Below are 24,726 nucleotides of genomic sequence, written 5' to 3'. Positions count from 1 at the left end.
AACCCACAGATATGCTCGATCCGGCAGGTTGCGAAGGAGAGAGATGATCTTGGCGAAACGGCGCTCTTCCTTAGGCTTCCTCGGCATGTTCGGCCGCTCCGGCGATTTGCGTCAGCTCGATGACGCTTTACGCCAGGCGGACCTGCATCCGGCGCTGGTGCCTGAAGGCGTCAAGCTCACCATCGTCAATCTGATGAACGACCGCTGGCCGGACGAGCCGCCGGCCGACGCCTATTCATCGGTGGCGCAGCTTTGCGGCTATTGCGTCGCCGGGTCGGAAGTGTTCGAGCAGGCCAATGGCAAGGAGCGGACGCTGGACGTGGAACGCCGCGTCGAGGCAGCGCTCGAGGCCGGCGACAGCCTCGACGCGCAGATCGTGCTGATGACGCTGCATGCCAAGCTTATCAACACCGAAGTTGTCGAGCGCTATGGATTGATCGCAGAGTGACTTGGGTAGGAGGTGTTGAGATTTCGGTCAGGCCGAGCCGAAAATGGTGACTTCCGAGAACCGGAGCGGAGCGTACTTAAGTACGTGAGCACCGGAAGCGCAGGAAGCCGCCATTTGCAGGCCGGCCTCACCGAAATATCAGCGCCTCCTAGCCGCCCATGCCAGAGCGCGGCAACTTGATCATCTCGCCGAAGCGGGCTCGCAGTTTGTCGTCGAGCGTGCGTGGCACATGGCGCGGGAAGCGCTCGGCCAGCACGCGCTTCTTCTCCGCGATCGCCCGCGACAGGATATCGGGCCGGCCTTTCTCGTTCCATTCCTTGGGCGAGAAACGATCGCCGACGGCCGGGTAGAAATACTCGGTCTGCATCAGCCTCAGCGTCTGCTCGTTGCCGAGGTAGTGCCCCGGACCTTTGATGCAGACTTCGGCGATGGTGTCGATCGACAGCGCCTCGTCGGTCACCTCGATGCCGCGCACGCAGCGCAGGCAATGTCCGAGCATGTCGTTGTCGATGATCAGGCTTTCCAGGCAGAAGCCGAGCAGCGAGGCATGCATGCCGGCCGATTCATAGACGAGGTTGAGGCCGGCAAGACCGGCCATCACGTCGGTGATGCCCTTTTCATAGCCGGACTGGATGTCGGGCAGTTTCGAATCCGTCATGCCGGCGGCAGAGCCGCCCGGCAGGTCGTAATACTGCGCCATCTGCGCGCAGGCCGCGGTCAGCACAGCCTGCTCGGCAGAGCCGCCGGACATGGCGCCGGTCCTCAGATCGGAGACGAACGGCCAGGTGCCGAAGATCGCAGGATGTCCGGGCTTGATGGCGTTGACATAGACCAGGCCCATCAGCACTTCGGCCACCGCTTGCACGACGGCGCCGGCGATTGCCGCGGGCGCCGTGGCGCCGGCCTGGCCGGCCGACAGAAGCAGGATCGGGATGCCGCCTTCGACGCAGGCCTCGAGCACGCCGCAGGCATCCTCGGCGAACTTCATCGGCGGCACGACGAAGCAGTTCGAGTTGGAGACGAAGGGACGGGCGCGGAAATTCTCCTCGCCGCCGGCGATTGCGTAAAGCATCTCCAGGGCCGGCTTGACGTTCTCGCGCACGGTAAACGAGGTGCCGACATGCTTGGACGTCCCCATCACGCAGGCGTAGAGCGTGTTGAAATCCATATCGAGCGGATCGGGGATGTCGCGCGGCACCATGGTGCGCTGGAAGAAGTGGATGTTGTCCAGCCCCTCGACGAGACGGGCGGCGTCATAAAGATCCTGCAGCAGCGATTCGCGATATTCGCGCTTCTCGACATCGACCAGATGCACGGCGGCGCCCGCCGTGCCGTAATGCACGCGTTTGCCCTGGATCAGCATATCGTGCTTGGGGTCCTGGCCGTGCAGCGTGAAATTGCGCGCAGCCTTCTTGATCGTGTCCAGCACCAGCGCCTGCGGCAGGCGGATGCGGCCGTCATCGCCATAAGTGGCGCCGGCTCTCGTCATGGCCTCGATGCAGGATGGGATGGCGTTGGCGAAGCCGACCGTTTCCAAGAGTGTCAGCACAGCTTCGTGGATGCGCTCGCGATCGTTCTGGCTCAATGGACCATAGCTGCCGCCCTCGAGGCCTGCCCGGATCGGACGGACATCGTCGGCTAAAGGCGCCGCCCGCATCGCGCGACGCGCTTCGCGCCCGCCGGACCGCCGCGAACGCTGGTCCGCCGCTGCTTCCTGCTTCTCAAGAGCCACTGACATGGAAGACACTCCACCTTTGGTTTTTTCATGGGCAGGGCGCGTGATGATTGGTCCACCATCGGCCTGCCGCATCCCCTTTATGGCTCGACTATGCCGCCGGCATTGGCACAGCCTATGGGCCAGGGATTCCCGTCGAATATGCCAGAGCGCTAAAGAGAGCGCGACGCCAAAACAAAAGGAGCCGGCGCGTGCCGGCTCCTTCAGGCAGTTCGATTGGTGATCAGGCCGCGGCCGGTCTGCGTCCTGCCGCTGTCGCCAGTTCGCGGATGCCGGGCTCGATATGCTGCAGCGAGATCGAGGAGATGCCCAAGCGCATGAAACGCGAGGGCTTTTCGCTGCGATCAAAGAAGCGGTCGCCGGGTTCGATGATGACGCTGCGCGAGGCAGCGGCTTCGGCAAGGCCACGCGAGTCAGTGCCGCGCGGTCCTTCCAGCCAGAGCGAAGTGCCGCCGGCCGAGTCGGTCGAGCGCCATTCTGGCAGGAACGCGGAAATCGCATGGACCAGACGCTTGCGCCGTTCATCGAAGGCGGCGGAAAGCCTGCGCACCAGCGCCTCGTGATGGCCGAGCGACAAGAACAGCGCCACCGCACGCTGGTTGTTTGCCGGCGGATGCCGCAGCATGAAGCGGCGCAGCGCGCGCAGTTCTGCGATCAGTCCAGCTGAGGCCACGATGTAGCCGAGCCGCAAGCCGGGAGCCAGTGTCTTCGACATCGAGCCGACATAGACGACGCGGCCGGAGCGATCGAGGCTCTTCAGCGCCTGTTGCGGCGCCTCGTCGAGGAGCTGGCTGTCATAGCCGTCCTCGATGATGATCTGGTTGTTGCGGTTGGCCCGCGCCAGAAGATCCTGCCTGCGCTCCGCCGACAGCGGCACCATTGTCGGGCAATGGTGACTCGGCGTGACAAAGACAAAGCCGGAATCGCTGGGAATTGCGGAGGTGACGATACCCGACTGGTCCACCGGAACCGGCTGGATATCGGCGCCGGCCAACCGGAAGATCGAGCGGGCATCCGGGTAGCCCGGATCCTCCATCGCCACCTTCGAACCCTTGGTCATCAAGAGCGTGGCGAGCATATAAAGCGCGTTCTGCGCGCCCAGCGTCACGATGATCTCATCCGGGTTGGCGAAGATGCCGCGGCGCGGCAAAAGCCTGGCCTGGATCTGTTCGATCAGCAGCGGATCGTCGCGGTCGACCATGTCCGACGCCCAGTTGCGGATCTCCAGCACCGCCAGCGCCATGCGGTTGCATTCGCGCCATTCGGCGGTCGGGAACAGCGCCGGGTCGAACTGGCCGTAGACGAACGGGTAGGACGACTTGATCCAGTTGTCGTGCTTGGCCGGCGGCGGCATATCGCTGGCCGCGATCTGCCGGCGTGCCTTCCAGTCGATCTCATTCTGCTGGTCCGGCGCCTTCTGATGCGGCTTGGCGGGGGTGGCCAAAACGTCGGGATTGACGAAATGGCCGCGCCGCTCGCGCGCCACCAGGAACCCCTGGTCGACAAGCTGTTGGAACGCCAGCACCACCGTGCCGCGGGCAACGCCAAGTTTTTCGGCCAGAATTCGGCAGGACGGCAACGGCATCGAAGCGGCGATTTGTCGGTCGAGAATGGCCGCGACGATCGCCTGGCGGATCTGCGCCTGGAGGGTCTGGCCGGATTCGGCCGAAATACGGAACAGGCCGGACCATATGGCCGTGTCATTGCGCTGTGGCATGGGAATCATCCTCGGATGGTCAGCCTTTTTTGCTTGGCTGGACCAGTGGAGTGTATGGGTGGCATAAGGGGTTGCGCCAATCAATTTTTCTGATCGCTGGGATTTATGCCAGTGATCTATCAGGCGCGATGCGCAGCATCGTCGCGGCACCACCCAAGCGCGATGCGCAGCATCGTCGCAGCGCTTTAAGCGCGATGCGCAGCATCGTCGCGGCATCCCTCCAAGCGCGATGCACCAGCATCGTCCACCACGCCGCGCAACATCGTCGCGGCGAATTCTCTCATCCTCACCGCCCAATACCATGCCTCATCAAAGCGTGATGCGGTGCGGCAAAGCCGCGCTTGAATGAAATGCAAATCGGCTCAATAGAATGACGCGCCGACACGCGCCGGAAACATCCGGCCTGTTAAAATGGTCTAAAAACCCGCCAGGAGCTCGCCAGTGGACCAGTCATCTTTCGACAAGCAACTTGCCGTCCTGCGCGAGCACCGCGCGGTCGCCAAGGGCACAATGCGCGAGGTTTTCGCCGCCGATCCCAAGCGCTTTGAGAAATTCTCCGCCACCGATGGTGACCTGTTGCTCGACTGGTCAAAATGCGCCGTCGACGCCGACACCATGGCGATGCTGGAGAAGCTCGCCGCCGCCGCTGACCTGGCGGGTCGCCGCGCCGCCATGTTCGAAGGCAAGAAGATCAACATCACCGAAAACCGCGCCGTGCTGCACACAGCACTTCGCAACCTGACCGGGAAGAGCGTCGTGGTCGACGGCCAGGACACCAAGGCCGACGTGATTGCCGTTCTCGACGCCATGGGCGCCTTCGCCGACGCCGTCCGCTCGGGCAAGGCGGCAGGCGCCACCGGCAAGAAGATCACCGACATCGTCAACATCGGCATCGGCGGTTCTGACCTCGGCCCAGCGATGGTGACGCTGGCGCTCGCGCCTTATCACGACGGGCCGCGCGCACATTACGTTTCCAATGTCGATGGCGCCCACATCCATGACACGCTGAAGGGGCTCTCCCCGGAGACGACGCTCTTCATCATCGCCTCGAAAACCTTCACCACGGTCGAGACGATGACCAACGCGCAAACGGCGCGCGACTGGGTGCAGAAGGCGCTCGGCAAGGAGGCGGTCGGCAAGCACTTCGCCGCGGTCTCGACGGCACTCGATCTGGTGGCGAAGTTCGGCATCGAACAGGACCGCGTCTTCGGCTTCTGGGACTGGGTCGGCGGCCGCTATTCGGTCTGGAGCGCCATCGGCCTGCCGGTGATGATTTCCATCGGCCCGCGCAACTTCCGCGCTTTCCTCGACGGCGCCCATGAGATGGACGAGCATTTCCGCTCGGCGCCGATGCAGAAGAACCTGCCGGTGCTGCTCGGGCTGATCGGCTGGTGGCACCGCGTCGTCTGCAAATATCCGGCCCGCGCCGTCATCCCTTACGACCAGCGCCTGTCGCGCCTGCCGGCCTATCTGCAGCAGCTCGACATGGAATCGAACGGCAAGAGCGTGACGCTCGACGGCACCGCCGTCACCACGCCGACCGGACCGCTGGTCTGGGGCGAGCCCGGCACCAACGGCCAGCACGCTTTCTTCCAGCTTTTGCACCAGGGCACCGATTTCATCCCGGTCGAATTTCTCGCCGCCGCTGTCGGCCACGAGCCTGAACTGAAGCACCAGCACGATCTCTTGCTCGCAAACTGCCTGGCGCAGTCGGAGGCTTTTATGAAGGGCCGCACGCTGGAGGAGGCGCGCGCGCAGATGCTGGCCAAGGGCATGAAGCCGGCCGAGGTCGACAAGATAGCGCCGCACCGCGTCTTTTCGGGCAACCGTCCCTCGCTGACCATTCTTTACAGAAAGCTCGATCCGCGCACGCTCGGCCGGCTGATCGCGCTTTACGAGCACCGCGTCTTCGTCGAAGGCACGCTGTTCAACATCAATTCGTTCGACCAATGGGGCGTCGAACTCGGCAAGGAATTGGCGACAGGCCTGCTGCCTGTCGTTGAGGGCAAGGAGACTGCCGCAAAACGCGACGCCTCGACTGCCGGACTGGTGGGACACATCCACCAATTGCGCAGCGCGGAGTAAAACGGTTGGCGGATATCAAGGGAATTCTGTTCGACAAGGACGGCACGCTTGTCGACTTCAATACAACCTGGCTCGGCGTTGCCGACTTTATGGCGATGGACGCCGCCGAAGGTGATCGCTGGAAGGCCGATCGCCTGCTTGCCGCCGCCGGTTTCGATTTCGTCACCAAACGCTTCAAGCCGGATTCGATCTTTGCCTCCGGCTCGAACATGGACGTTGTCGAGCTCTGGTTCCCGCGCCTGTCCGACGAGGACCAGATGCATGCCGTATCGCGCTTCAACGAGATCACCTCGGTGCAGGGCTCGGCGATGGCGGTAGCACTGCCGGGCGTCATCGCGGCGCTGCGGACCTTGCACAAGCGCTCCATTCGCATGGGCGTTGCCACCAACGATTCGACCAGCGGCGCCGAAAGGACACTTGCCACGCTCGGCATCGCGCAGCTCTTCGATGCCGCCTTCGGCTACGACGCCGTGGCCAATTCCAAGCCGGCGCCCGACACTGTGGTGGCTTTCTGCGATCTGACCGGGCTGAAGCCGAGCGAGATCGCCATGGTCGGCGACAACCGCCACGATCTCGAAATGGCGCGCGCCGGCGGCTGTGGCCTGGCGGTGGGCGTGCTGTCGGGCACCGGCACGCGCGACTCGCTGGCACCGATGGCCGATGTGGTGCTGGATTCGGTTGCCGATCTGCCGGATTTTCTCGCGGCAAGGGTGAGCGTGCCTGCGGGTTAACCCACGCGATCCGCGATGAACGCGAAGACCGCGCTCGGCTTCGGTTCGCAGGCGCCGTTTCCGCCGAAATCGGGCACCTGATATTCGGCAAGCTGGCGAAGCCGCGACCTGGGCAGCCAGGCGCGCCCGGGATCGCCTACCAGCACCTCAATGCCGGCTGCCAGGCAGCGGTCGAGGAAGGGCATAATTCGCTGCCCCACCTCTTGCCCGTAGAACACATCGCCGGCCAGCACCAGATCGACCTCCGGCGGCGGACTGCCGGTGATGTCATCGCCCACAATCGCGATGGCCACGCCGTTGGCTGCCGCGTTGAGGCGAAGCGCCACAACCCCGTTGCGATCGATCTCAGCCGCCAAAACGTCCCGCGCGCCGGCTTTCGCCGCGGCGATGCCGACCAGCCCTGACCCGGCGCCGAGATCGAGTACCCGCTTTCCGGCAACGATCGAGGGATTGTCGAGAATGTAGCGCGCCAGCACCGCGCCGCCGGCCCAGGCATAGGCCCAGTAAGGCGGCTGCGGCTCAGGCCCGTTGTCATCCGGGCCGTCGTTATCCCGTTCGAGCAACCGCCTCAGGCCGGTCCCGGGATGGGCGAGGTAAAGGCGGATTTCCGGCAGCGAGGGCACGGGCGCAAGCCGCATGTTTGCCTGGATGAATGCCGCTGGGTCGAGTTTTTTGGGCAGCTCCCGCGTCGCGGCCTCGCGTGCTTCGCTCAAACCTGGTCCCGCAGCGCGCGCCGCAGGATCTTGCCGACCGGCGTTTTCGGCAGTTCGGTGCGGAACTCGATGTATCTCGGCCGCTTGTAGCCGGTCAGGTTCTCGCGGCAATACGCCATCAATGTCTCGACGGTGAGTGCCGGATCCTTCTTCACCACGAACAATTTAGGCACTTCGCCGGAATGCTCGTCCGGCACGCCGATCGCCGCCACTTCGAGCACGCCTGGGTGATGCGCCACCACTTCTTCCAGTTCGTTCGGATAGACGTTGAAGCCCGAGACCAGGATCATGTCCTTCTTGCGGTCGACGATCTTGGTGTAGCCGCGTTCGTCCATGAAGCCCATGTCGCCGGACTTGAAGAAGCCGTCCTTGGTCATCACCTTGGCGGTTTCGTCCGGCCGGTTCCAATAGCCCGCCATCACCTGCGGGCCGCGGATGCAGATCTCGCCGACTTCGCCGAGCGGCACGTTGTTGCCGTCGTCATCGCGAATGGCGATCTCGGTCGAAGGCAGCGGCAGGCCGATCGTGCCGGTGAAATCGGGCGAGCTGAATTTGTTGGCGGTCGCCACCGGCGAGGTTTCCGACAGCCCGTAGCCTTCTGAGACCGGGCAGCCGGTCAGCGCTTTCCAGCGTTCGGCCACGCCCTTCTGCACCGCCATGCCGCCGCCCAGCGTCAGGATCAGCGGCTTGAAGTCCAGCTTGCGGAACTCCTCATTGTTGAGCAGCGCATTGAACAGCGTGTTGAGGCCGGGGAAGATGTGGGCTGGATATTTCGCAAGCTCCTTGACGAAGCCTGGAATGTCGCGCGGGTTCGGGATGAGCACGTTCTGCGCGCCCTGCTGCATGCCCATCAGCGCGTTCACCGTCAGCGCGAAGATATGATAGAGCGGCAGCGCGCAGATGAAATTGAGATGCGCCGGCTTCGGCTTGATCGTGTAGGCGTCTTCCACCCACAGCGAATTCTGCGCGACGTTCGACAGCACGTTGCGATGCAGCAGCGTCGCACCCTTCGAGATGCCGGTCGTGCCGCCGGTATATTGCAGGAAGGCGATGTCGTCACCCGAAACCGCTGCCGGCTTGAAAGCGATCGTGGCGCCGGTTTTCAGCGCCGCGTTGAACTTGACATGACCGGGCAGCGACCAGGCCGGCACCATCTTCTTCACCCGCCGCACGACGAGGTTGACGATCGTGCCTTTCAGCCCGCCCAGCATGTCGCCCATCGCCGCGACCACGACGTGCTTGACCTGTGTCCTGGCGATCACCGCCTGTAGCGTGCCGGCGAAGTTTTCCAGGATGACGATGGCTTGCGCACCGCAATCCTTGAGCTGGTGTTCGAGCTCGCGCGGCGTATACAGCGGGTTGATGTTGACCACTGTGTAGCCGGCGCGCAGCACAGCCATCATCGCCACCGGATATTGCAGCACGTTGGGCATCATCAGCGCCACGCGCGCGCCTTTCTGCAATCCCTTCGACTGCAGGTAAGCGCCGAAGGCAGCCGACAGCCGTTCGACCTCGGCATAGGTGATCGACTTGCCCATGCACACGAAGGCCGGCTGGCCGGCGAACTGCTTGCAGGCGCCGACGAGGAAGTCGCCGATCGAATTGTAGGGCAGGGCGCCGATCTCGGCCGGCATGTTCTTCGGATAGCTTTTCAGCCACGGCTTTTCCGGTAGACCGGCGGTGAGCTCGGTGATCGCCTTTGGCAGGTGTTTGGCGGCCGGTTTCGCCGCGTCCTTCGCCGGCGCCGCCTTGGCCGATTTGACAGGTGCTTTCCCGACTGCCGGCTTGTCCGCCTTCGCGGCCGCAACCTTGGCCTTTGGCGCCGCGGGTTTGGCGGCAGCCGGCTTTGCCGGGGCTGACTTGGCGGCAGCTTTCGCCTTCGGCGCGGCGGTCTTGGCAGGCTTCGGCGCATCGCTCCCGGCGGCAGGCTTGGCCTTTGCTTTCGCCGAGGCTGTCGTCTTTGCTGCTTTTGCCACCTGTCTCTCCCTGTCGCCTTCGATATGGGCGCTCGCTTCCAAGAAGCGTCCTCCACGCCGGTCCCGGATTGCGTGAGGAAATCCGGCCCGGCATCTATGTATTGCCTCTATCGGCGGCGGTGCAAGCCTTGCCCCTGCGGCAAGGGCGGGGAAAGATTTGCCGTCGAAATCCCACTGTTCGACCGCCTGCGGCGCGTGCGCGGGCATAGGCGGAGCTCGGCTATTGGCGTCTCAAACGCTCATTTCGAAAGAAGGCCGATCAATAAAAAAATGCAGTCGTTAACAATGTCGTGAGCAGAAAAAACTGCTAATTTTTTCTGCATCGAGAGTAAAACGTAGATTCTTTTCCTGCTTCCCGTGGGGTACGCAAACGGGGTGTTCCAAAGGCGAAGAAACGGTGCTTATATGCGCCCTTCGCGAGCCTGATAGAGGGGCTTGGGAGAAAAATCAGGGAGTGCTCAATGAAAAAGAAACTGACTTTTGCAGCCGCGTTGCTGGCTGCAAGCGTCCTCGGCGGCATGGCCAATGCCAAGACGCTGGTTTATTGCTCGGAGGCCTCGCCGGCCAATTTCGACCCGGGCACCACGACAGGCGGCAACGACTTCGACGCCTCGTCGCGTACCGTCTATTCGCGTCTGGTCGAGTTCAAGCACGGCGGCACCGAGGTCGAGCCCGGCCTCGCCGACAAGTGGGAAATCTCCGACGACGGCCTGGTCTATACTTTCCATCTGCATCCGGGCGTGAAGTTCCAGACCACCGATTATTTCAAGCCGACGCGCGACCTCAATGCCGATGACGTCGTCTTTTCCTTCGATCGTCAGTTCAACAAAGAGAATCCGTGGAACGGCGACAAGTATCTGCCGAACCTGACCTGGGACTATTACACCGGCATGGACATGCCGAAATACGTCGCCAAGTGGGAGAAGGTCGACGACCTGACCGTCAAGCTGACGCTGACCGAGCCGAACTCGCCGATGCTGGCTAACCTCGGCATGGACTTTGCCTCGATCGTGTCGAAGGAATATGCCGACCAGCTCCAGAAGGACGGCAAGATGGCCGACTTCTCGACCAAGCCGATCGGCACCGGCCCGTTCCAGTTCGTCGACTACCAGCTGGATTCGGTCATTCGCTATGCGGCCAACCCCGACTACTTCAAGGGCAAGGAGAAGATCGACGATCTCGTCTTCGCCATCACGCCTGACGCCACCGCCCGCATCCAGAAGGTGCTTGCCGGCGAATGCGACATCGCGCCCTATCCGAACCCGGCCGACATCGCCACCATCAAGGCCAACAAGGACGTGACCCTGATGGATCAGGCCGGCCTGAACATCGGCTATATGAGCTACAACACCACCATCCCGCCGCTCGACAAGCCTGAGGTGCGCCATGCGCTCAACCAGGCGATCGACCGGCAGGCGCTGATCAAGTCGCTGTTCCAGGATGCGGGCGCAACGCCGGCGGAAAACCTGATCCCGCCGACCATGTGGTCGTGGAACAAGGATGTGAAAACCGACGCCTACAATCCGGACGAGGCCAAGAAGGTGCTCGAGGCTGCCGGGCTGAAGGACATCCAGCTCTGGGCATCCGACCGCGTTCGCCCGTACAATCCGAACTTCCAGCGCGCCGCCGAACTGATCCAGGCCGACTGGGCCAAGGTCGGCGTCAAGGCGGAGATCGTCAACTACGAGTGGACCAAGTATCGCTCGGAAGGCAAGAAGAAGGACCGTCCCGGCGCCTTCCAGATCGGTTGGACCGGCGACAATGGCGATCCGGACAACTTCTTCGCCACCCTGTTCGCCTGCTCGGCGATCGGCGTGTCGAACTACTCGAGCTGGTGCGACAAGGACTTCGAGGATCTGATCCAGAAAGCCAAGAAGACCAGCGACCAGGCCGAGCGTTCCAAGCTCTATGAGCAGGCGCAGGTGATCTTCGCCAAGGAAGCGCCCGCCTTCCTGCTGGTCCATAGCCAGGTCTATGCGGTCGTGCGCAACAATGTCAGCGGTTTCAAGATGGATCCGCTCGGCATTCACCGCTTCGACGGCGTTGACAAGGCCGAATAAGACTATAGAGCGGGGCGGCGCAATGAAGCGCCGCCCCCCTACATCATGCTAAAATATATCCTCCACCGAATTGCACTTTTGATCCCGACGCTTGTCGGCATCACGATCTGCGCCTTTGCGTTTGTCAGGCTGCTGCCCGGCGATCCTATCCTGGCCATGGCCGGCGAACACGGCGTGGCGCCGGCGCGCTACGAGGAGCTCAAGGAGCAGTTCGGCTATAATCTGCCGATCTGGCAGCAATATACGCGCTATGTCGGCGAGGTCGTGACCGGCGATTTCGGCGTTTCGATTTCGTCCAAGCGCCCGGTGCTCGAAGAGTTCAAGACGCTGTTCCCGGCGACGCTGGAGCTATCATTCTTCGCCATGATTTTCGCCATGCTGCTCGGCATTCCGGCCGGCATCTTCGCGGCCATCAAGCGCGGCTCATGGTTCGACCAGTCGCTGATGGGCACGGCGCTTGTCGGCTACTCCATGCCGATCTTCTGGTGGGGCCTGCTGCTGATCATCTTTTTCTCCGGCTATCTCGGCTGGACACCGGTCAACGGCCGCATCGACCTGCAGTACTTCTTCAAGCCGATCACCGGCTTCATGACCATCGACACTTTGCTCTACGGCAAATGGGATGCTTTTCGCTCGGTATTGCGCCATCTGGTGCTGCCGACAATCGTGCTCGGCACCATTCCGCTGGCGGTGATAGCGCGCCAGACGCGCTCCGCCATGCTCGAGGTGCTGGGCGAAGACTATGTGCGGACTGCCCGGGCCAAAGGGCTTTCGTCGGCGCGAGTCATCGGCGTGCATGCTCTGCGCAATGCGCTCATTCCGGTGGTCACCACCATCGGCCTGCAGGTCAGCACGCTGCTCGCCGGCGCCATTCTTACCGAAACGATCTTCTCCTGGCCGGGCATCGGCAGGTGGATGGTCGAATCCATATCCAAGCGCGACTATGTCGTCGTGCAGTCCGGCCTGCTGTTGATCGCCCTTATCGTCATGGCCGTGAACCTGATCGTCGACGTGCTCTATGCCGTTATCAACCCACGCATAAGGGCGGCGTGATGAGCCAGTCGACCGAAATCGCCCCGATGGCCGCCGGCAGCCCGGATCGCCTCACCGGTCTCAAGACCTTCTGGTATTATTTCTCGGTGAACCGCGGCGCCGTCATCGGCCTGTTCGTCTTCATCCTGCTGGTGCTGGCGGCGCTGTTTGCGCCGCTGCTGGCGCCCTATGCACCCGACGTCCAGGATAAGACCGCCTTCTTAAGGCCCCCGGCCTGGCAGGACGGCGGCTCGGCGCAATATCTGCTCGGCACCGATCCAGTCGGCCGCGACATCCTCTCGCGTCTGCTCTATGGCGCGCGCTTCTCGCTGCTGATCGGCGCGGTCGTGGTCACGCTGGCACTCACCGGCGGCATCACGCTCGGCCTGCTGGCTGGCTATTTCCGCGGCTGGGTCGACGTGGCGATCATGCGCGTCATGGACCTCATCCTGGCCTTCCCGTCACTGTTGCTGGCGCTGGTCATGGTCACTATCCTCGGCCCTGGCCTGTTCAATGCGATGCTGGCCATCGCGCTCGTCCTGCAGCCGCATTTCGCCCGGCTGGTGCGCGCCGCCGTCATGGCGGAGAAAAGCCGTGAATATGTCGTCGCCGCCAAGGTCGCCGGCGCCGGCCACACCAGGTTGATGCTGCGCACCATCCTGCCCAATTGCCTGGCACCGCTCATCGTCCAGGCGACCTTGTCGTTCTCCAACGCCATTCTCGAAGCGGCAGCGCTCGGCTTCCTCGGCCTGGGCGCCCAGCCGCCCACACCCGAATGGGGCACCATGCTTGCTACGGCGCGCGAATTCATCCTGCGCGCCTGGTGGGTCGTGACGTTCCCGGGTCTCGCCATCCTGATCACCGTGCTTGCCATCAACCTGGTCGGCGACGGCCTGCGCGATGCGCTCGATCCCAAGCTCAGGAGGTCGTGATGGCGTTGCTCGACATCCAGAACCTCGTCGTCGAATTCCAGACCGCGTCCGGTCCGTTCCGCGCCGTCGATGGCGTCTCGCTGCATGTCGACGAACGCGAGGTGCTGGCAATCGTTGGCGAGTCCGGCTCCGGCAAGTCGGTGTCGATGCTGGCCGTGATGGGCCTGTTGCCGTGGACAGCCAAGGTCACCGCCGACAAGATGAGCTTTGGCGGACGCGATCTCCTGAAGCTAGGCCCTGCCGAGCGGCGCAAGATCGTCGGCAAGGACATGTCGATGATCTTCCAGGAGCCGATGGCCAGCCTCAATCCGTGCTTCGCGGTCGGCTTCCAGATCGAGGAAGTGCTGCGCTTCCACATGGGCATGGACAAGACCCAGCGCCGGGCTCGCGCCATCGAGTTGTTGCAGCAGGTCGGCATTCCTGAGCCGGCCGAGCGGCTGAACTCTTTCCCGCATCAGATGTCGGGCGGCCAGTGCCAGCGCGTCATGATCGCCATCGCCATCGCCTGCAATCCAAAGCTCCTGATCGCCGACGAGCCGACAACGGCATTGGATGTCACCATCCAGAAGCAGATCCTCGATCTGCTTGTGTCGCTGCAGGCCAAATACGGCATGGGCCTGATCATGATCACCCACAATATGGGCGTGGTGGCTGAAACCGCTGACCGCGTCATCGTCCAGTACAAGGGCCGCAAGATGGAAGAGGCCGACGTGCTGTCGCTGTTCGAATCGCCGAAAAGCAATTATACGCGCGCACTGCTCTCGGCGCTGCCGGAAAATGCCGTCGGCGACCGTCTGCCGACCGTCTCCGACATGCTGTTCGAGCCGGCGCCCTCCGGAGCCAGCGCATGACCATTGTTGTCGAAGGCAAGAACATCAAGCGCGACTACCATGTCGGCGGCGGGCTGTTCCGCGGCGCGCGCACCGTGCATGCGGTGAAGGGCGTATCCTTCAGTGTCGAGAAGGGCAAGACGCTCGCCATCGTCGGCGAATCGGGCTGCGGCAAGTCCACGCTCGCCCGCATCATCACGCTGATCGATCCGGCGACCTCCGGTGAACTCTTCATCGACGGCAACAAGGTCGACATCGCCAAACACGGGCTCTCCAAGGAGATGCGCCGCAAGGTGCAGATCGTCTTCCAGAACCCTTATGGATCGCTGAACCCGCGCCAGAAGATCGGCGACGTTCTCGGCGAGCCGCTTCTGATCAACACCGACAAGTCGGCCGAGGAGCGGCGCGACCTGGCGATGAAGATGTTGAAGAAGGTCGGCCTCGGACCGGAGCACTACAACCGTTATCCGCACATGTTCTCGGGCGGCCAGCGGCAGCGCATCGCCATTGCCCGCGCGCTGATGTTGAACCCGAGCCTGCTGGTGCTCGACGAGCCGGTCTCGGCGCTCGATCTCTCGGTGCAGGCGCAGGTGCTCAACCTGCTCGCCGACCTGCAGGACGAGTTCCAGCTGACCTACGTTTTCATCAGCCACGACCTGTCAGTGGTGCGCTACATTGCCGACGACGTGATGGTGATGTATTTCGGCGAAGCGGTCGAATACGGCTCGCGCGAGGCGGTCTTTTCCGACCCCAAGCACGCCTACACCAAGACGCTGTTCGCCGCGACGCCGCGCGCCGACGTGGCCTCGATCAAGGCGAGGCTGGCGAAGAAGAAAGCGGCCTAGAGTGAAAACCCGGGTACCCTAAAGGACCGAGTTTTATTAAGGGCGGCCTGCATCTGCCGAGGCGACCCTCGCGACTTACTAGCAAACTTCGATTGTCACCGGGGCGGCGCGGTCATCTATTTAAGCCCTGATCACCTTGGCGTGTCGGTCTTGAACAGCCGGCGCACCGTGAGGCTGTGCCTGTCGACTTGAATGCGTGGAGGATTTGACGTGACCAGCTTTTCCGAGTTTGCCGGCAGCCTGACCATGGACGCCATTCCCGAAGAGATGCGCGCCATCCTCAGGCGCAGTTTTGCCGATACGCTTGGCGTGGCGGCGGTGGGCTCGACAACGGAGCTCTCGTCGATCACCAGGACAATTGCCGATCGGCTATGGCGCTCCTCGCCCGAAATCGCAGCGCGGATGATTTTCGACGGGCGTCCCGTAAGCCCCCGGCCGGAGCAGCCTTTGCCGGCGCCTTCACCATCGACTCGATCGACGGTCACGACTCCACCAGCCCTTGCAAAGGCCACGCAGGCTCAGCGGTGTTTCCAGCCCTGCTCGCCGTTGCGGATTCGCTTCGGGCCTCGGGGACCGCCATTTCCGGCGAAGAACTAATGGTCGCGCTGGCCATCGCTTATGAGGTTTCCTATCGCGCCGGGCTGACCCTGCACGGCACCGTTTCCGACTATCACACCTCCGGGGCGTGGACCGCGGTCGGCGTGGCGGCCGGTGTTTCCCGACTCCTCGGGCTCAGCCAGGAGCAGACGCGTCATGCTGCCGGCATCGCCGAATATCACGGTCCGCGCAGCCAGATGATGCGCTGCATCGATTTTCCGACCATGTTGCGCGACGGCGTCGGCTGGGGCGCGCCGTCGGGCGTCATGGCCGCCTATATGGCGCAACTCGGCTTCACCGGGGCACCCGCGATCACCGCCGAAGGCGAACTCGCCGCGCCGTGGTGGAGCGATCTTGGAAAGGCCTGGCGTGTCGTCGAAGACACGTCATACAAACCCTATCCCGTGTGCCGCTGGGCCCATCCATCGATCGATGCAGCACGCGACCTGATGCGCGACAACAAGCTTTCCAGCAAGGATATCGCGCGCCTGCGCATCCAGACCTTTCACTATGCGGTGCGGCTTGCCGGCCACAATCCGAAGACGCTGGACGAAATGAGTTATTCGATCGCCTTCCCGGTCGCGACGATGATCGTGCGGGGCAAGATCGGACCGCAGGAGCTGCTGCCGCAGGTTCTGCAGGACGAGGAGATCCGTCGGATTTCCAACGCCACCGAATTGGTCGAGACCGAGCACTACACCCGCATCAGCGTCGGCAAGCGCTGGGCCGATGTGACGCTCTACTTGCAGGACGGACGCGAAATCATGTCCGAGCCGCGCACGCCGAAAGGCGATCGCGACAACCCGATGAGCGACGAAGAGTTCCACCAGAAATATGCGGCGTTCACCGACGGGCTGATCAGCAAGGACCGGGCCAACGAGATGGAGGCGATGGCCCTGTCCTTCGATAGCCTGGACAGCAAAGGCCTTGGCCGGCTGATCGATCTGACAGTCGCGCCGCTCGATCGCTGAGGCCGGCCAGACTGGCGCGTTCCTAGACTAGCAGCTCACGACAGCTTGGCGATAATCGCCCGCAGCGCTTCGCCGAAGCGATGCACTTCCGCCACCGTGTTGTAGTGCACCAGCGAAGCGCGGATGGCGCCGCTGTCCATAGACAGGTTGAGCCGCTTCATCAGCCGCGGCGCGTACATGTGGCCGTCGCGGATGCCGATCTGCAGGGCGGCCATTTCCTCGACGATCCGTTGCGGCGAGAGCTTGCCGATGTTGAAGCAGAAGGTCGGCACGCGCTCAATGATGCGCCCTTCGTCAGCAACGCCGTAGATCGTCGCGCCGCAATCTTTCAGCACCTTCATCATTTCGCGCGCCAGCAGCAGCTCGTAGTCGCGGATGGCGTTCATGCCGGCGACGATGTTGTCGCGGCGCGAGCGGTTGTTTTCTGGGAGAAAATTGCGGCCGATCGATTCCAGATAGCGCACCGCCGCGTCCATGCCGGAGACGTTCTCGTAGATGAACGTGCCGGCCTCGACCTTGTAGGGCGGTTCGTCGGGAATGAAGTCCTCGCGGAAGGTCGGCAACCGCTTCAGCGTGTCGAAGCGGCCCCAGAGGAAGCCCATATGCGGCGAGAAATTCTTGTAGCCGGAGCAGACCAGGTAATCGCAGCTCCAGGCCTGCACGTCGATCAGCCCGTGCGGGCCGTAATGCACGCAGTCGAGGAACACTTCGGCGCCGGCGGCATGCGCGATCTTTGCCACCGAAGCGACATCGACGATCGAGCCGATCGAATGCGCCGTCACCGTGCAGGCGACGAGCCGGGTGCGTCCCGAGACGAGCGGCTTTAGGTCGTCGACATGGAGGTTGCCGTCCTCGCGCATGCGCCACCATTTGAACTTGGCGCCGGCTGATTCCAGAGCCAGCCAGGTGGCGATGTTGGCGTCGTGGTCCATGTCGGTGATGACGATCTCGTCGCGCTCCTGAAGCATCTGGCCGATGCCGAGGCTGACCAGACGGATGAACGACGTAGCGTTCATGCCGAAGCAGATTTCTGACGGGCTGTAGGCGTTGATCAGCAGCGCCACACTCTCGCGTGCTTCGGCAACCGACTGGTCGACGGTGACGCTGCGCCCATAGCGGCCGCCGCGCTGCACATTGTGGCTGACCAGATGGTTGGTCACCGCGTCGAGCACACTCTGCGGGATCTGCGCGCCGGCGGCGTTGTCCAGGAAGATGAAATCCCCGGCGCGCTGTAGCGCGGGAAACATGGCGCGGATTTTTTCGACCGGGAACGCGGCGGCGTTCGTATTGTCGGTTTGATGCTTGTTCACGGGGTACGCTCCTGCGGGGAGTTGGGATCGGTTGGTGAGCTCAACGCGTCTTTTCGGTCTGGAAGCGGCGCTCGAGCAGGCTGACCAGGCGGACCATCGGCCAGAGGAAGATGAGATAGACCAGCGCTGCGCCGATCAGCGGTGAGGGGTTGGCGTAGAGCGACTGCGCGTTGGTCGCTTCCTTCAAGAGTTCCGGCAGCGCCACCGTCGAGGCAAGCGAGGTGTCCTTGAACATCGAGACGCAGTTGCTGGTCATCGGTGGGATCACCACGCGGATCGCCTGCGGCAGCACGACCTTGCGCAGGGTGAGCATGAACGGCAGGCCGAGCGCCTGCGCCGCCTCGAACTGGCCCTTCGGTATGCTCTCGATACCGGAGCGGAAAACCTCGGCCGAATAGGCAGACATGATGATGGCGAACGCCGTCACGGCCGAAGCCCAGGACGAAAGCCGTATGCCGAGGAAAGGCAGCGCGTAGTAGATCAGGATCAGCACCACCAGCACGGGCAGGGCGCGGAAGATGTCGGTGTAGCCGATGGCCAGCCAGCGCAACGGCTTGGGCGCATAGAGCCGGACCAGGCTGATCGCCAGCCCCGCGGCGACGCCGATGGCGATGCTCATCACGCCGAGCAGCAGCGTGTTCAGGAAGCCGCGCAGCAGCGCCGGCAGGCTGGACATGATGACGTCGGGATTGAAGAAGGTGTCGATCAGCGACATGGGAGCGTTCCCGAACCGTGCTAGAGCAATTCCAGGAAAAGTGTGAAGCGGTTTTCCGTCCGCAATTGCGTAAGACCAAGGATAGAGGCCCGAAACATCAACTCAGGTCTGCGTGCGGTTCCGGGAGAAAGGAAAAGAGCCGTGCAGGCCTGGAAAGCCGGCACGGCTCGCTTCTGGTCAGTTTGCTCAGCCCTTCGGCAGCGGCATTTCCTTGACCGTCGAGGAGTCGGCCGGCGCATCGGAGCCGAACCACTTCTTGTGGATCGCGGCCAGCGTGCCGTCCTTCTTCATCGCCGTCAGCGCGTCGTTCAGCTTGCCGAGCAGCGGGTGGTCCTTGCTCATCATCAGGCCGTACTGTTCGCCGGTCTTGATGCGCTGCTTGACGACCAGATCCTTCATCTTGGTAAAGGAATACTGCATGCCGGGAATGTCGCTGACGGCGGCGTCGACACGGCCGGCGCTGAGGTCGAGCAGCAGGTTCTGCTGCGTGTCGTAGCCCTTCACGTCGCTGTATCCGTCGGCTTCCTGGTGCGCCTTGACCCAGGTCTCGCCGGTCGAGCCTGAGAGCACGCCGACGATCTTGCCCTTGAGATCGGCCTCGGTGTTGACGGCGCTGTCGGTCTTGGTCGCGATGCCCATGTCGGAATCGTAGTAGGGCTGGGTGAACGACAGCGTTTTCAGCCGCTCCGGTGTGATGGTGATCGAGGAGATCGCGACATCGATGCGGTTCGAACTGACAGCCGCGAACAGCGCCTGGAAGCCGAGGTCCGCGATATCGGTGGTCATGCCGATGCGCTTGGCCGCCTCGTTGATGATATCGACCTCAAAGCCCTCGAAGGTGCCGCTCTCGTTCTTGTATTCGAAGGGCGGATTGGTCGGGTAGGCGCCGACATTGAGCACATCGGCGGCATAGGCGGTGGCAGGACCGGCGGCGATGCCGATGGCAGCGGCCAGGAGAAGCAGGTTGCGACGCGTAAAGCTCATTTTTGTTCCCTCTGTTGTTGAACGGGCGGGTTGGCCCGCCACGGTTTTTGCCGCCTCGCTTCCGGCAAGGCGTCAATTCATGGCGGCGCTCATGCGCTCGAGCGCCGTTTCAATCTGGCTGCTGTCGCGGCACACGCACATGCGCAGGAATGCCGCCGCCGAATGTCCAAACAGATGGCCTGGCGCAAGTCCCACTCGCGCCGTCTCCAGGATTCGGGCGCAGGCCTTCCTGGCGTCGTCCTCGCCCTCCAGGGCGAAGAAGGCGTACATGCCGCCGCGCGGTTTGGTCGGCAGGATCACGCCCGGAATCCGCGCCAGCCGGTCATAGGCAAGGTCGAGGCCGGTCCTGATCCGTTGCCTGATTTCTGCCACCAGGGGCTCGCCCTGGCGGATCGCGGCGACCGCGCCGGCCTGGATCGGGGCCGCGGTGCCACTGTTGACATATTGCGTCATCGCGCCGAGCTGGTCGGCCACGCCTGACGGATGCGTCAGCCAGCCGATGCGCCATCCGGTCATCGCCCAGGCTTTGGAGAAACTGTTGACCGACAGCACCCGGTCGCCGTCCTCGGCGATCTGCAGGATGGAAGGGGCGACATCGCCGTCGAAATAGAGCCGACCATAGACCTCGTCGGAGATGATCCAGATGCCGGTGCGGCGGCTGAAGTCGAGCAGCGCCTGCATTTCCGCGCGCGACGCGGTCCAGCCGGTCGGGTTGGACGGCGTCGACAGGAAGATGGCACGGGTGCGCGCGTCGCAGGTCCCAAACAGCCGGTCGAGATCGAGCTGCCAGTCGCCCTTGAAGTCGAGCGAAAACGGCCGCGGCTCGCCACCGATCAGATGGATGGCATTGTGGATGTTCGGCCATTGCGGCGCGACATAGACGACATTGGTGCCGGTATCGACCAGCAGCTCCAGCGCCAGGTACAACGCCTGCATGCCGCCCGGCGTGACCGTGGTGCGCGCGATGGGGATGGAACGGCCATGGATGCGCGTCTGGTAGTCCGACAGCGCTTCGTTGAGCGCCCCGAGCCCGCGCATGTTGGGAACGTAGAAAGTCTGGCCTTCATCGAAGGCGGCCTTTGCCGCGTCGCGGATGAAGGCGGGCGTCACCATATCGCCCTCGCCGTACCAGAGCGCGATGACGTCGCCCAATTCGCGCGCGCGAACGGCGAGGTTGGCGATGTTTTCTGTATGCAGATCGCGGATCTGGGCGCGCACGCCATCGAAGGCATAGCGCGCGCTGGACGATGACTGGGACGGTATGAACGACAAGGACTGAACCCCTCCCACCCGGAGCACAATGGTGGACTGCCCGAAAAGCCCCCTCCGGCACGGCAGTCGCTATCGACTTCGGATGCTATCCAAAGTGCCGCGCTTTTCAAGGCAAAAGTTTTAAGCTTAAAAAGTTTGGTCGGCCTGTTGCTCAGCCGGTACGCCTTTTCAGCCGCACCCGCCTAGGCCAATTCGTCCCGCGCGGCGGCGCAATTGGCGGCGGCGCCGGCGCCGAGAAACATCGTGTCGCTGGCCAGCACGAAGAAGCTCGCGCCCATCATCGCCCAGCGGCTGATGGCCTGCGGGCTGGCGCAAAATATGCCGGCGGTTTTGTTGTGTTTGATCGTAGCCATAATGATGGTCCGGATCGCGTCGTTGAGCCTGTCGGCGCCTTTCGGTCCGATCGCATCGATCGACACTGAAAGATCGCCAGGGCCGACAAAGATCACGTCGACACCGTCGACGGCGGCGATCGCGCCGATATTGGCCAGCCCCTCCGCCGTCTCGACCTGGACCGCGACGACGATCCGCTCATTGGCGGAGGCCAGATATTCGGGGATGCGATAGCCATAGCCGGCGGCCCGCCCGGGGCCGACGCCGCGTTCGCCGAGCGGCGGATAGCGCGAGGCCTTCACCGCTGCCTCAGCCTGGGCGGCGGTCGAAACACGCGGGATCAGCACGCCTTCCGCGCCGCTGTCCAGTGCTGCCTGGATCGCTTCGGGAGCATGGCCCGGAACGCGCACCATGGCCGGCACGCGATGCACGTCGGCAGCGCGTATCATGGTCTCGATCATGTCGCGCGCGATCTGCGCGTGCTCCCAGTCGATGCAGAGGAAATCGAGACCGGACGACGCCATCACCTCGACCGCGACGGGATGCGGGATGGCGGCAAAGGAACCGATGAGTCCGGCCTTGCCGATGCATTTCTTGCGGAATTCGTTCATCTGCATCCCCTTTTTCAGGCTGCTCATTTCATACCCGCAAACGGCGGCGAGGCGAAGCTATTTCAGGCTTGAAATATTTTTGCGCGGGCCTAGCGTGTGGCTCTTTCGCCGCGAGTTTCCAGCATGATCAACGCCCATCCCCTGCACGGCCCGAACAGATTGAAGCTAGGCGTCTTTTCGACCAACGCCGATGGCGGGCTTGCCATCACCGATGTGCCGGAGCGCTGGATGGCGAGCTGGCGGGACAATCTGACGGCGGCGCAGATCGCCGACCGCGCCGGTCTCGAATTCATGCTGCCGATCGCCCGCTGGCGCGGCTTCGGCGGCCGCAACAAGGTGCGCGAATGGTCGTTCGAGACCTTCACATGGGCGGCGGCACTTGCCGCGGCCACCGAGCAGATCGGCCTGTTCATGACGGTGCATGTGCCGCTGGTGCACCCGCTCTACGCCGCCAAGGCGCTGGCGACGGTCGACCACATCAGCCAGGGCAGGGCGGGGCTCAACATCGTCTGCGGCTGGAACCCGAAGGAATTCGGCATGTTCGGCACGCCGCTGGTCGAGAAGGGCTATGACCAGGCAGCCGAGTGGATCGAGATACTCGAGCGGCTTTATGCCTCGAGCGAGCCGCTGGACTATGAGGGCGCCTATTATCGGCTGAAGGAGGCGGTGAGCCGGCCGGCCAGCCTGCAGGTTCCGCGACCGGTGACCATGAACGCGGCCTTTGGCGGCCCCGGCCGTGATTTCGCCGCCTCCCGATGCGATTACCTGTTCACGACATTCTCGGAAATGAGCGACGCCGGCAAGCATGTCGCCGACATCGGCGAGCGGGCCGCGAAGGTCGGCCGCGATGTCGGCGTCTATACCGTCGCGCATGTCGTCTGCCGTCCGACCATGGAAGAGGCGCAGGCCTACTACGCGCGCTATGCCGTCGATCTGGCCGACCACGAAGCGGTCGACGCGCATATGGCCGGCAAGAAGGAATTCTCGCAGTCGCACGACCCGCATGCCTATGACCGCTACCGGCAGCGCTTCGCCGGCGGCGCCGGCACCTACCCGTTGATCGGCACGCCGGAAACGATTGCCGCAGACATGGCCGCGATTGCCGGGCATGGCTACCAGGGCATCGCGCTGTCCTTCGTCAACTACACGCAGGAACTGCCCTATTTCTGCGACCATGTTCTGCCGCTGCTCAGGCAGGCCGGGCTTCGCCAGTAATCACTCCGGAATGACGGCGGTCGCCTGGATCTCGATCTTGGCGCGGTCCTCGACCAGCGCCACCACCTGCATCGCCGCCATCGCCGGGAAATGCCGGCCGATCACGTCGCGATAGGCCTCGCCGATGCCTTTGAGGTTGCCGAGATATTCGGCCTTGTCGGTGAAGTACCAGGTCATCGAGGTGATGTGCTGCGGTTCGCCCCCGGCTTCGGCCAGCACCGCGACGATGTTGGCGAGCGTCTGCCGCACTTGGCCGACGAAATCGTCGGTCTCGAACTGGCACTGCCCGTTCCAGCCGACCTGCCCGCCAACGAACACCAGCCGTCCGCGCGCCGCGACACCGTTGGCGTAACCGATGGGTTTGGCCCAGCCCTCCGGCTGCAGAATGGTGTGCATGTCTAGCCTCCCCAAATCAGATACTGCCTGCAATAACGCCGCTCGAAAAATTCACGAGATCGTCCGGCTCACGCCGCCCCCATCATTTGTCGGGCGATCACCACCTTCTGCACGTCGGACGCGCCCTCATAGATGCGCAGCGCGCGAATCTCGCGGTAAAGGCTTTCGACGATGTGGCCCTTGCGCACGCCGTCGCCGCCATGCAGCTGCACCGCCTTGTCGATCACCTCCTGCGCCTTGTCGGTGGCGAAGAGCTTCGCCATCGCCGCCTCGCGGGTGACGCGGGCAGCACCCATGTCCTTGGTCCAGGCGGCGCGATAGACGAGGAGAGCGGCCGCGTCGACATCGAGCGCCATGTCGGCGATGTGACCTTGCACCATCTGCAGGTCGCCCATCGGCGCGCCGAACAGTTTGCGCTCGGCCACCCGTTTGATGCTTTCATCCAGCGCGCGCCGCGCGAAGCCGAGCGCCGCCGCGCCCACCGTCGAGCGGAACACGTCGAGCACCGACATGGCGATGCGAAAACCGTCCCCGGGTTTGCCGATCAGGGACGCGGCTGGAACGCGCGCCTTGTCGAAGGAAAGCCGCGCCAGCGGATGCGGGGCAATCACTTCGAGCCGTTCGGCGATGCCGAGGCCTTTTACATCGGCCGGCACGATGAAGGCGGATAGCCCTTTGGCGCCGGGCGCTTCGCCGGTGCGGGTAAAGACGATGTAGAGGTCGGCGATGCCGCCATTGGAGATCCAGGTTTTTTCGCCCGACAAGACATAGGCGTCGCCGTCGCGCGTGGCCGTCATTTCCATGTTGGCGACATCGGATCCCGAGCGTGGCTCCGACAGCGCGAAGGCCGAGATCGCCTGACCGGCCCGTGTCTTCGCCAGCCATTGCTGCTGCTCCGGCGTGCCGAACAGGCTGAGCGCGCCGGTGCCGAGCCCCTGCATGGCGAAGGCGAAATCAGCGAGCCCGTCATGGCGCGCCAGCGTCTCGCGCGTGATGCACAAAGTGCGGACGTCGAGCGGTGCGGGATTGTCGGGATCGAGCGCCGTTGGCTTCAGCCAGCCATCGCGGCCGAGTTTTTGCACGAGCTCGCGACAGGCGGCATCGACGTCGTGGTGATCGACGGGAAGGTTTTTCGCGCACCAGGTTTCGAGGCGGTCGGCCAGCTCGCGGTGGCGGTCTTCGAAGAACGGCCAGTTGAGGAAGGAACGGTCAGGCATG

22 protein-coding genes are annotated in these 24,726 nt (G+C 63.5%); 10 read left to right on the top strand and 12 right to left on the bottom strand.

From position 1 onward, the window contains the following. Positions 1–49: 49 nt before the first annotated feature. Positions 50–448 carry a hypothetical protein gene (locus tag AB6802_RS00995; protein WP_371008762.1) on the top strand — a complete coding sequence of 133 codons (399 nt, stop codon included), beginning with the start codon at positions 50–52 and terminating at the stop codon, positions 446–448. Positions 449–596: 148 nt separating this feature from the next. On the opposite strand, the gene AB6802_RS00990 is transcribed toward AB6802_RS00995, so the two are convergent. Together AB6802_RS00990 and AB6802_RS00985 are read right to left on the bottom strand one after the other, a co-directional pair. Then, positions 597–2,186, bottom strand: coding sequence for a trimethylamine methyltransferase family protein (locus AB6802_RS00990; protein ID WP_371008127.1), 1,590 nt, complete (start codon positions 2,184–2,186; stop codon positions 597–599). 220 nt (positions 2,187–2,406) lie between these two features. After that, positions 2,407–3,900: a PLP-dependent aminotransferase family protein gene (locus AB6802_RS00985; RefSeq protein ID WP_371008126.1), complete on the bottom strand. Its 1,494-nt coding sequence runs from the start codon at positions 3,898–3,900 to the stop codon at positions 2,407–2,409. A gap of 441 nt (positions 3,901–4,341) precedes the next feature. Here AB6802_RS00985 and pgi point away from each other — a divergent pair, with 441 nt between their 5' ends. Further along, entirely contained in the window at positions 4,342–5,985 is a 1,644-nt protein-coding gene (gene pgi, locus AB6802_RS00980; RefSeq protein WP_371008125.1) for a glucose-6-phosphate isomerase, read from the top strand. Between the two features lie 5 nt (positions 5,986–5,990). Then, positions 5,991–6,716 (top strand): HAD family hydrolase, encoded by a 726-nt coding sequence (locus AB6802_RS00975; RefSeq protein ID WP_371008124.1) that lies wholly within the window; start codon positions 5,991–5,993, stop codon positions 6,714–6,716. Here AB6802_RS00975 and AB6802_RS00970 read toward each other — a convergent pair. Both AB6802_RS00970 and AB6802_RS00965 read right to left on the bottom strand, forming a co-directional pair. Continuing rightward, positions 6,713–7,429 carry a methyltransferase gene (locus tag AB6802_RS00970; RefSeq protein WP_371008123.1) on the bottom strand — a complete coding sequence of 239 codons (717 nt, stop codon included), beginning with the start codon at positions 7,427–7,429 and terminating at the stop codon, positions 6,713–6,715. The two genes, AB6802_RS00975 and AB6802_RS00970, sit on opposite strands and share 4 nt — an antisense overlap. Then, positions 7,426–9,405 carry a long-chain fatty acid--CoA ligase gene (locus tag AB6802_RS00965; protein WP_371008122.1) on the bottom strand — a complete coding sequence of 660 codons (1,980 nt, stop codon included), beginning with the start codon at positions 9,403–9,405 and terminating at the stop codon, positions 7,426–7,428. The genes AB6802_RS00970 and AB6802_RS00965 overlap by 4 nt, the downstream gene beginning before the upstream one ends. 461 nt (positions 9,406–9,866) lie before the next feature. Here AB6802_RS00965 and AB6802_RS00960 point away from each other — a divergent pair, with 461 nt between their 5' ends. The 5 genes from AB6802_RS00960 to AB6802_RS00940 are packed head-to-tail and all read left to right on the top strand — an operon-like array spanning position 9,867 to position 15,104. Beyond that, a complete protein-coding gene (locus AB6802_RS00960) occupies positions 9,867–11,465 on the top strand; it encodes an ABC transporter substrate-binding protein (RefSeq protein WP_371008121.1) in 1,599 nt (532 codons plus the stop codon). A 45-nt stretch (positions 11,466–11,510) separates the two neighbouring features. Beyond that, positions 11,511–12,518, top strand: a complete 1,008-nt coding sequence (locus AB6802_RS00955) for an ABC transporter permease subunit (protein WP_371008120.1) — start codon at positions 11,511–11,513, stop codon at positions 12,516–12,518. Beyond that, positions 12,518–13,429 carry an ABC transporter permease subunit gene (locus AB6802_RS00950; RefSeq protein ID WP_371008119.1) on the top strand — a complete coding sequence of 304 codons (912 nt, stop codon included), beginning with the start codon at positions 12,518–12,520 and terminating at the stop codon, positions 13,427–13,429. The genes AB6802_RS00955 and AB6802_RS00950 overlap by 1 nt, the downstream gene beginning before the upstream one ends. Next, complete coding sequence (locus AB6802_RS00945) at positions 13,429–14,280, top strand: ABC transporter ATP-binding protein (protein WP_371008118.1); 852 nt, start codon at positions 13,429–13,431, stop codon at positions 14,278–14,280. The genes AB6802_RS00950 and AB6802_RS00945 overlap by 1 nt, the downstream gene beginning before the upstream one ends. Then, complete coding sequence (locus tag AB6802_RS00940) at positions 14,277–15,104, top strand: dipeptide ABC transporter ATP-binding protein (protein WP_371008117.1); 828 nt, start codon at positions 14,277–14,279, stop codon at positions 15,102–15,104. The genes AB6802_RS00945 and AB6802_RS00940 overlap by 4 nt, the downstream gene beginning before the upstream one ends. Positions 15,105–15,235: 131 nt before the next feature. On the opposite strand, the gene AB6802_RS00935 is transcribed toward AB6802_RS00940, so the two are convergent. Beyond that, complete coding sequence (locus tag AB6802_RS00935; RefSeq protein WP_371008787.1) at positions 15,236–15,589, bottom strand: hypothetical protein; 354 nt, start codon at positions 15,587–15,589, stop codon at positions 15,236–15,238. On the opposite strand from AB6802_RS00935, the gene AB6802_RS00930 reads away from it, so the two are divergent. After that, on the top strand, positions 15,476–16,672 hold the full coding sequence (locus AB6802_RS00930) for an MmgE/PrpD family protein (RefSeq protein WP_371008116.1): 1,197 nt from the start codon (positions 15,476–15,478) through the stop codon (positions 16,670–16,672). The two genes, AB6802_RS00935 and AB6802_RS00930, sit on opposite strands and share 114 nt — an antisense overlap. A gap of 35 nt (positions 16,673–16,707) precedes the next feature. Here AB6802_RS00930 and AB6802_RS00925 read toward each other — a convergent pair whose 3' ends face one another. From AB6802_RS00925 to AB6802_RS00905, 5 genes are all read right to left on the bottom strand, one after another. Continuing rightward, on the bottom strand, positions 16,708–17,982 hold the full coding sequence (locus AB6802_RS00925) for a cysteine desulfurase-like protein (RefSeq protein ID WP_371008115.1): 1,275 nt from the start codon (positions 17,980–17,982) through the stop codon (positions 16,708–16,710). Between the two features lie 40 nt (positions 17,983–18,022). Beyond that, the gene (locus AB6802_RS00920; RefSeq protein WP_371008114.1) at positions 18,023–18,697 is read right to left on the bottom strand and encodes an amino acid ABC transporter permease; all 675 of its coding nucleotides are present in this window, start codon (positions 18,695–18,697) and stop codon (positions 18,023–18,025) included. Between the two features lie 186 nt (positions 18,698–18,883). After that, positions 18,884–19,681 (bottom strand): ABC transporter substrate-binding protein, encoded by a 798-nt coding sequence (locus tag AB6802_RS00915; RefSeq protein ID WP_371008113.1) that lies wholly within the window; start codon positions 19,679–19,681, stop codon positions 18,884–18,886. A gap of 72 nt (positions 19,682–19,753) precedes the next feature. After that, on the bottom strand, positions 19,754–20,953 hold the full coding sequence (locus AB6802_RS00910; RefSeq protein ID WP_371008112.1) for a pyridoxal phosphate-dependent aminotransferase: 1,200 nt from the start codon (positions 20,951–20,953) through the stop codon (positions 19,754–19,756). Between the two features lie 182 nt (positions 20,954–21,135). Continuing rightward, complete coding sequence (locus AB6802_RS00905; protein WP_371008111.1) at positions 21,136–21,897, bottom strand: HpcH/HpaI aldolase/citrate lyase family protein; 762 nt, start codon at positions 21,895–21,897, stop codon at positions 21,136–21,138. Positions 21,898–22,020: 123 nt separating this feature from the next. Here AB6802_RS00905 and AB6802_RS00900 point away from each other — a divergent pair, with 123 nt between their 5' ends. After that, positions 22,021–23,112, top strand: a complete 1,092-nt coding sequence (locus tag AB6802_RS00900; RefSeq protein ID WP_371008110.1) for an LLM class flavin-dependent oxidoreductase — start codon at positions 22,021–22,023, stop codon at positions 23,110–23,112. On the opposite strand, the gene AB6802_RS00895 is transcribed toward AB6802_RS00900, so the two are convergent. Together AB6802_RS00895 and AB6802_RS00890 are read right to left on the bottom strand one after the other, a co-directional pair. Continuing rightward, a complete protein-coding gene (locus tag AB6802_RS00895; protein ID WP_371008109.1) occupies positions 23,113–23,508 on the bottom strand; it encodes a RidA family protein in 396 nt (131 codons plus the stop codon). 68 nt (positions 23,509–23,576) lie between these two features. Then, positions 23,577–24,725 carry an acyl-CoA dehydrogenase family protein gene (locus tag AB6802_RS00890; protein ID WP_371008108.1) on the bottom strand — a complete coding sequence of 383 codons (1,149 nt, stop codon included), beginning with the start codon at positions 24,723–24,725 and terminating at the stop codon, positions 23,577–23,579. Position 24,726: the final 1 nt, after the last annotated feature.

Origin of the sequence: Mesorhizobium sp. RCC_202 (assembly GCF_041355295.1) — a bacterium.
GTDB lineage: Bacteria > Pseudomonadota > Alphaproteobacteria > Rhizobiales > Rhizobiaceae > Mesorhizobium.
The sequence above is the reverse complement of the archived record's forward strand: the minus strand, read 5'-3'. Positions and strand labels throughout refer to the sequence as shown.

What these genes read in the sequence shown, in the direction of transcription:
- AB6802_RS00945 (WP_371008118.1), top strand. Translation starts at nt 13,429, where the DNA reads ATGGCGTTGCTCGACATCCAGAACCTCGTCGTCGAATTCCAGACCGCG.
- AB6802_RS00940 (WP_371008117.1), top strand. Translation starts at nt 14,277, where the DNA reads ATGACCATTGTTGTCGAAGGCAAGAACATCAAGCGCGACTACCATGTC.
- AB6802_RS00920 (WP_371008114.1), bottom strand. Translation starts at nt 18,697, where the DNA reads ATGTCGCTGATCGACACCTTCTTCAATCCCGACGTCATCATGTCCAGC.
- AB6802_RS00930 (WP_371008116.1), top strand. Translation starts at nt 15,476, where the DNA reads ATGGCGCTCCTCGCCCGAAATCGCAGCGCGGATGATTTTCGACGGGCG.
- AB6802_RS00990 (WP_371008127.1), bottom strand. Translation starts at nt 2,186, where the DNA reads ATGTCAGTGGCTCTTGAGAAGCAGGAAGCAGCGGCGGACCAGCGTTCG.
- AB6802_RS00915 (WP_371008113.1), bottom strand. Translation starts at nt 19,681, where the DNA reads ATGAGCTTTACGCGTCGCAACCTGCTTCTCCTGGCCGCTGCCATCGGC.
- AB6802_RS00905 (WP_371008111.1), bottom strand. Translation starts at nt 21,897, where the DNA reads ATGAACGAATTCCGCAAGAAATGCATCGGCAAGGCCGGACTCATCGGT.
- AB6802_RS00960 (WP_371008121.1), top strand. Translation starts at nt 9,867, where the DNA reads ATGAAAAAGAAACTGACTTTTGCAGCCGCGTTGCTGGCTGCAAGCGTC.
- AB6802_RS00895 (WP_371008109.1), bottom strand. Translation starts at nt 23,508, where the DNA reads ATGCACACCATTCTGCAGCCGGAGGGCTGGGCCAAACCCATCGGTTAC.
- AB6802_RS00890 (WP_371008108.1), bottom strand. Translation starts at nt 24,725, where the DNA reads ATGCCTGACCGTTCCTTCCTCAACTGGCCGTTCTTCGAAGACCGCCAC.
- AB6802_RS00985 (WP_371008126.1), bottom strand. Translation starts at nt 3,900, where the DNA reads ATGCCACAGCGCAATGACACGGCCATATGGTCCGGCCTGTTCCGTATT.
- AB6802_RS00950 (WP_371008119.1), top strand. Translation starts at nt 12,518, where the DNA reads ATGAGCCAGTCGACCGAAATCGCCCCGATGGCCGCCGGCAGCCCGGAT.
- AB6802_RS00955 (WP_371008120.1), top strand. Translation starts at nt 11,511, where the DNA reads ATGCTAAAATATATCCTCCACCGAATTGCACTTTTGATCCCGACGCTT.
- AB6802_RS00900 (WP_371008110.1), top strand. Translation starts at nt 22,021, where the DNA reads ATGATCAACGCCCATCCCCTGCACGGCCCGAACAGATTGAAGCTAGGC.